The organism is Ligilactobacillus equi DSM 15833 = JCM 10991 (genome assembly GCF_000615765.1).
Lineage (GTDB): Bacteria > Bacillota > Bacilli > Lactobacillales > Lactobacillaceae > Ligilactobacillus > Ligilactobacillus equi.
On sequence record NZ_BAMI01000010.1, the window covers coordinates 45,333 to 52,196 of the forward strand.

The 6,864-nt window shown below is 42.3% G+C and carries 3 protein-coding genes, 2 pseudogenes and 1 riboswitch; all 5 genes and pseudogenes read left to right on the forward strand.

The window, feature by feature from the left end:
- Positions 1-181: 181 nt before the first annotated feature.
- Positions 182-1,863: pseudogene (gene alsS / locus JCM10991_RS12560) on the forward strand (acetolactate synthase AlsS).
- A gap of 20 nt (positions 1,864-1,883) precedes the next feature.
- On the forward strand, positions 1,884-2,603 hold the full coding sequence (gene budA / locus JCM10991_RS03880) for an acetolactate decarboxylase (RefSeq protein ID WP_023860126.1): 720 nt from the start codon (positions 1,884-1,886) through the stop codon (positions 2,601-2,603).
- A 37-nt stretch (positions 2,604-2,640) separates the two neighbouring features.
- Positions 2,641-2,818, forward strand: a riboswitch (Lysine riboswitch).
- A 118-nt stretch (positions 2,819-2,936) separates the two neighbouring features.
- Positions 2,937-4,383 (forward strand): annotated as a pseudogene (locus JCM10991_RS16310) (amino acid permease).
- 295 nt (positions 4,384-4,678) lie between these two features.
- Positions 4,679-5,956 (forward strand): serine--tRNA ligase, encoded by a 1,278-nt coding sequence (serS, locus tag JCM10991_RS03890; protein ID WP_023860128.1) that lies wholly within the window; start codon positions 4,679-4,681, stop codon positions 5,954-5,956.
- A gap of 65 nt (positions 5,957-6,021) precedes the next feature.
- Positions 6,022-6,648, forward strand: coding sequence for a histidine phosphatase family protein (locus JCM10991_RS03895; protein ID WP_025020616.1), 627 nt, complete (start codon positions 6,022-6,024; stop codon positions 6,646-6,648).
- The last annotated feature ends 216 nt before the right edge of the window (positions 6,649-6,864 follow it).

The following is a 6,864-nucleotide window of genomic DNA, read 5'->3' on the forward strand; positions in this document are numbered from 1 at the left end:
TTTATTTGGAAAATTCAAGTGTAATTTTGCACAAATTCACAAAGTTTTAGTAGAAGTTAAGCCTTTATTTACTTGGATTAAAGACTAAGCGAAAATATGTGAATTCACAAACTTATAAAAGTGTTTTCATTTGAAATAAATCGTGCTATGATACCAGTGATTAATATCTGGAGGAAAATTCATGACTAAAGATAAAAAACGTTATGGGGCAGATGCGATTGTCCAAAGTTTAATTAACCACGATGTAAAATACGTCTTCGGGATTCCTGGGGCTAAGATTGACCGGGTTTTTGAAGTGTTGGAACACTCTAACGACCCTAAAATGCCACAAATGATAGTGACTCGTCACGAACAAAATGCGGCTTTTATGGCTGCTGGGATTGGTCGGATTACTGGTAAGCCAGGGGTTGTGATTACGACTTCCGGTCCGGGGGTTTCAAATTTAGCGACAGGTTTAGTGACTGCGACTGCGGAAGGGGACCCGGTTTTGGCGATCTCTGGGCAAGTACAAAGAACGGACTTGTTACGCTTAACGCACCAAAGTATGGATAATGCGGCTTTATTAGCACCCGTTACCAAGTACAGTGCTGAAGTGCAAGATCCTGATAATGTTTCTGAAGTAATTGCTAATGCTTATGCGGAGCTGAATCCGCCAAGCAAGGAGCAAGTTTCGTCTCAGTTCCTCAAGATGTGACTGATGGCGAATTAAAGACGGATGTAATTGCACCTTTAATGCCAGCTAAGTTAGGCCCTGCCAGTCCGGTTGAATCCACTCTTTTGGCTCAAAGAATTAAGGCGGCTAAATTACCGGTCTTGCTCTTAGGGATGCGAGCTTCAGATCCTGAGACAACAGCTTCGATTCGTAATCTGATTGCGACGACGCATTTACCAGTAGTTGAAACCTTCCAAGGAGCTGGGATTATTCCACGAGAATTAGAAAGTGACTTTTTCGGCCGGGTTGGATTATTCCGGAATCAACCAGGGGACAAATTGTTGAAACAAGCTGATTTGGTAATTGCTATTGGTTATGACCCAATCGAATATGAACCACGTAACTGGAACTCTGATCGGAGTGCTAACATTGTGGTCATTGATTCTATGCGTTCTGAAATTGACAAACATTTTCAACCAGAAAAAGAATTAGTGGGTGACATTTCTCAAACTTTGGACTTCTTGTTACCGTACATGAAGGGCTATCAATTGCCAGATGAAGCAGTAGCTTACTTGGATGAATTGCGTAAAGAAGTTATTTTACGTGATGAACCACCGGCCTTAGTTGAAGGACAAAAGGTTAGCCACCCTTTGAGTATTATCAAAGCGCTTCAAGAACGGGTTAGTGATGATATGACAGTAACCGTAGATGTGGGGTCATTTTACATTTGGATGGCGCGCCACTTCAGAAGTTACCAACCTCGTCACTTACTCTTCTCGAATGGGATGCAAACCTTAGGTGTAGCCTTACCATGGGCGATTTCTGCGGCCTTAGTGCGACCTAATACCAAGGTAGTTTCAGTTTCTGGGGATGGAGGTTTCTTATTCTCCGCCCAAGATTTGGAAACTGCCGTACGTTTGAAGTTACCGATTGTACATGTAATCTGGAATGACGGGGCGTACGATATGGTTAAGTTCCAAGAAGAAGTTAAGTATGGTAAGGCGGCGGCGACTGATTTTGGCCCAGTGGACTTTGTTAAGTATGCCGAAAGTTTCGGGGCTAAGGGTTTACGGGTTGATAAGGCGGAAGACTTAGAAAAAGTTTTAGACCAAGCCTTTAAGGAAGAAGGTCCGGTAATCGTCGATATCCCGGTTGATTACAGCTACAATAAAGAATTAAGTAAGCAACTCTTAGATGACCAATTACACTAAGTTGAAAGAAGATGACTTAAATGACAAAAGATTTGCATACATTATATCAACATGGTACTTTAGGCTTACTGGTTCCGGGACTTTTTGAAGGTACTCAAACGGTGGGGGAACTTTTACAACACGGTGATACCGGGATTGGAACTGCAACAGGATTAGATGGTGAAATGGTGATTGTCGATGGCCAACCATATTTGGTACGTAGTGATGGTAGTGTCAATCTTTTGACTCACGATGTTAAGGTGCCCTTTGCGACAGTCCACTTTAATGATGATCAAGCGGAAAGTTTTATGGTGGAAAATCTAACCATGGAAGCTTTAGGACAAAAGATTTTAGCTGAACATGCGTATGAAAATGTCTTCTTTGCGGTGAAGGTGAAAGGGCAATTTGCGCAGATGCACACTCGGGCGGTAGAAGGTCAGAAACGACCTTACCCGACTTTAGTGGAAGTGGCGGAAAAGCAAGCCTTATTTGATGCTGAAAACAGTCGGGGGACGGTGGTTGGTTATTTTGCCCCGGAAATGTTTGCTGGGATGGCTGCACCAGGTTATCACCTCCACTACTTGGATGATACCAGGCAAATGGGGGGGCACATTTTAGATTTTAAAATTGCCCAAGCACAAGTGAGTTTGCAAGTCTTTGAAAATGTAATTCAACACTTTCCAGTGAATAATCAAGAATTTATGAATCATAAGGCTGACGTGGGTGGGGTTAATGACCAAATCCAAAAGGCCGAGAAATAAATCCTTGCTATTTAACTTCAAACTTGTATAATTAGAAATATCGAAAAGAGGTCGCAACTGACAAGAGTAAGTTCACTGAGCTAATAAAGTAGCGGAGAAGTGGGGTGAAAGGGGAGGTTGCCGAAGGGAGCTTAGACTTTATGCTAAGTTTGCTGGGCCTAACCTTAAGAGGGGTAGGACTGTCGCGACAGAGGTTGCGGAGCGCTAAGAGATATTGATTATTTTTGAGATTAAAGATGATTGAAGGCGTATTTCGATGGAGAAATACGCCTTTTTATTGCGCCGAACCTATCTTTGTCCGCTTTTTGTGAAAAAGAGGAGGTATTTTTTCTGATGGCAGAAAAAAATAATGTGAAGCGTTCTTTAAAGACGCGGCACGTTTCGATGATCGCCTTAGGAGGTAGTATCGGAACCGGTTTATTTGTAGCAAGTGGATCCGCAATTTCGCAGGCGGGTCCTGGGGGAGCCTTGGTAGCTTATATTGGTATTGGTCTGATGGTTTACTTCTTGATGACTTCTTTAGGTGAAATGGCAACTTACTTACCTGTGACAGGGTCCTTTGCAACGTACTCGCGAAAATTTGTGGATCCAGCTTTAGGTTTTGCCATGGGATGGAATTACTGGTTTAATTGGGCGATTACCTTGGCAGTAGATGTTTCTACGGCAGCTTGGTTTTGAAGTTTTGGTTTCCAGAGGTTCCTTCTTGGGTCTTTTCTTTAGGAGCTTTGCTCTTGATTTTCTTAATTAATATTTTATCTGTAAAATCTTTTGGGGAAACTGAATACTGGATGGCCTTAATCAAGGTAGTTACTGTTATTATTTTCTTGGCGATTGGTTTGTTGACAATTGTCGGAATTATCGGTGGTCATGCCACTTATTTGGAAAACTTTACTTACAAACAGGCACCTTTTGTGGGTGGGGTACCGATGATTTTAAGTGTCTTCGTCGTGGCTGGTTTCTCTTTTCAGGGGACGGAATTAATTGGTATAACCGCTGGTGAATCCGCCCACCCAGAAAAAAGTATTCCTAAGCCATTAAGCAAGTCTTTTGGCGAATTATTATTTTCTATGTGTTAGCAATTTTTGTAATTGCTTGCCTGATTCCTTATGATAGTCCTAATTTATTAGGCTCAAGTGCCAGTGATGTTTCCATCAGTCCCTTTACTTTGGTTTTCCAAAGAGCTGGTTTAGCTGGGGCGGCTTCCGTGATGAATGCTGTAATTTTGACGTCAGTAATTTCGGCGGCCAACTCAGGAATGTATGCTTCCACGCGGATGCTATTTGCTTTGGGGGTTGAAGGGGATGCGCCGAAAATTTTTGGTCGCGTTAACGGGCGCGGGATTCCTGTGCCCGCCTTATTAGGAACGACTTTTGTGGGATTGTTAACTTTCCTTTCCAGTATCTTTGGTGAACAAATTTACACTTTCTTGGTGAATGCCTCTGGTTTAACTGGGTTTATCGCTTGGGTGGGGATTGCTTTATCTCACTATCGCTTCCGCCGTGCTTTTAAGGCGCAGGGCAAGGATTTATCAGTCTTACGCTACAAAGCTAAGTGGTTCCCAGTGGGTCCCTTATTGGCTTTGATTGTCTGTATTTTGGTAATTGTTGGTCAAGATTTGGAATCCTTTAAAACTTTGAACTGGCAAAAGGTCGGGGTGACCTATATGTCCGTGCCGTTATTTGTGATTTTGTACTTGTACTACAAGATTCGTTACAAAACCAAGTTGATTCCTTTAGAAGAAATTGACTTAACCCCTCATGATGTCAAAAAAGAAAATTAAGACGTTGAATTTTCCGGTCGGATGCCTTATAATGAGTTCATAAATGATGTAAACGTATAGCTCATCTTTTAAGTAGGGGTAAAGAGACGTAGTGGTTGGTGCGAGCTACGCGAACGAAAATTCCAATGAGCTGTAAGCGGGTGGGTAATGCCGCACGGTCATGACCGTTATCATGTTGAGTGCACTTATTTATAGGTGAAGCTGGGTGGTACCGCGAAAAAGAGTCTTTCGTCCCATTAGTGGGATGCGAGGCTCTTTTTTTGTTTACACAATCAAGAATTTAGGAGGAATTTTCATGTTAGATATGAAAATGATTCGTCAAAACCCTGACGAAATTAAGGCGCGTTTGGCAACTCGGGGGGTCCAAGCCGAAACAATTGATGAATTATTGGCCCAAGACAAGAAACGCCGTGAATTAGTGGGACAATCAGAAAGTCTAAAGCAAGAAAGAAATACGGTTTCTGAAGCCATTGCGCAAGCTAAGCGCAACAAGGAAGATGCTAGTGAACAAATCGCAGCCATGCGTGAAGTTGGGAGTAAGATTAAAGCCTTAGATGAAGAATTGGCCACAGTGGAAGCCAAGGTCAAAGATATGGCTGCTCGTTTACCAAACTTACCTAATCCAACTATTCCAGTTGGGGCGGATGAAGAAGCCAATGTCGAATTGCGTAAGGTGGGGACACCACGGCAGTTTGACTTTGAACCAAAGGCGCACTGGGATATTGCGGAAGACTTGGATATCTTGGACTTCGGTCGGGCGGCCAAGGTTTCTGGTGCTCGCTTTGTTTTCTACAAAGGTTGGGGAGCGCGTTTGGAACGGGCGATTTATAACTTTATGTTAGACCAACACGCAGAAGAAGGTTACACGGAAGTAATTCCACCATACATTGTGAACCATGATTCTATGTACGGTACCGGCCAATTCCCTAAGTTTAAGGAAGACGTTTACTCTATCGAAGGCCAAGACATGACCTTAATTCCAACCGCAGAAGTGCCTTTAACGAACTATTACCGCGATGAAGTCATTCCGGATGAAAAATTACCAGTTTACTTTACGGCAATGTCACCATCTTTCCGTTCTGAAGCTGGTTCTGCTGGACGTGACACACGGGGATTGATTCGGATGCACCAATTCCATAAAGTTGAAATGGTGAAATACACGAAGCCAGAAGATTCTTACAATGAATTAGAAAAGATGACCGCTAACGCTGGTAACATCATGGAAAAACTTGGTTTGCCATACCACGTGATCACTTTGTCAACTGGGGATATGGGCTTCTCAGCCGCCATGACTCATGATTTGGAAGTCTGGATGCCAGCTCAAGATACTTACCGAGAAATTTCTTCATGTTCAAATTGTGAAGACTTCCAAGCTCGTCGTGCGCACATCCAATACCGCGATGAGAAAGGTAAGTTACAATTTGTCCACACTTTGAATGGTTCAGGTTTAGCTGTTGGACGGACTATGGCAGCAATTTTAGAAAACTACCAAAACGAAGATGGTTCCGTAACTATTCCAGAAGCTTTACGGCCATACATGGGTGGTTTAGAAAAAATTACCAAAGAAAATTAATGAAGAAAATTAAAAGGGGCAAGCAATTGCTTCTTTTTTCTATATTTATAGAAAGGGTGTGCAAAATGACGGAATTTTATTTTGTGAGACATGGAAAAACGCGATTTAATTTGGAAAGGCGTTTCCAGGGGGGACAGTGTGATTCGCCTTTGTTGTCGGAAAGTTTGCGTGATGCCAAAAAGGTGGGGGATTACTTTAAAGCTCAAGGGCAAAATTTTGATGCTTGGTATACCAGTCCGCAAAAACGGGCTTGGCAAACTGGGCAAGTGATTGTTGATCAACTTACGCAAGATTTAGTTGCCCAACCACTGGATGGTTTGCGCGAAATAGAGTTTGGAACCTGGGATGGGCAAAAGTTAGCTGATTTTGCAGGAACCGCAGACTTAAAGAACTATTTAGAAAAACCTAGCCAGTATGATCCAGCAGTGAATGGTGGCGAAAGTTATCCAGAATTTTTAGCCCGGGCTAACGCAGCCCTCGCAGAAATTTACCAGCAACACCCACAGGGCAAAGTTTTAATTAGCGCCCACGCCGTCTTAATTTCCTTTTTGACTAAAAGTAAAATTGGGATTAATCTCGATGCGGTGCGTCCAGCGGGGCTGGTAGCTAATACTAGTGTGACGGTATTAGAAACTGATAACTTTGAAAATTTCACCATGCCAGTTTGGAATTTGACCGATTTTTTAAAATAATTGCAAAAAGTTCTTGACCAGACAAGAGGTCTTTGATAAGATTATATTCGTTGCTTAACAAGACACATTTAAATTTCTTGATAAAAAATCTTGACAAGAAAGTGTGAACTTGTTATGATATAAAAGTTGTTGCGAAGCAGTCTCAAGGTTAAAAAAACTTCTTGACAGTGAGGGTTGCTAAGCGATATAATATAAGAGCTTTTATAAAAAGCATCG